Below are 255 nucleotides of genomic sequence, written 5' to 3' on the forward strand. Positions count from 1 at the left end.
CTCAAGCGCCTTAGAATACTCATCTCGCCCACCTGTGTCGGTTTGCGGTACGGTCTCGTATGACTGAAGCTTAGAGGCTTTTCTTGGAACCACTTCCGATTGCTTCAGAACCTAAGTTCCTCGTCTCAACCCCTTGAATTCCGCGCCCGGATTTGCCTAAGCGCCTTCTATGAGTCAAAAACCAGCACTTCCAACCGCTGGACAACCTTCCGCGATCCGTCCCCCCATCGCATCATACGACGGTGCAGGAATATT

At 52.5% G+C, this 255-nt stretch carries 1 rRNA gene; it reads right to left on the reverse strand.

The window, feature by feature from the left end:
* Positions 1–255: ribosomal RNA gene (locus F2P46_RS36875) — 23S ribosomal RNA — on the reverse strand; the annotation flags it as partial.

The organism is Massilia sp. CCM 8734 (genome assembly GCF_011682155.1).
Classification (GTDB): domain Bacteria; phylum Pseudomonadota; class Gammaproteobacteria; order Burkholderiales; family Burkholderiaceae_D; genus Telluria_A; species Telluria_A rubra.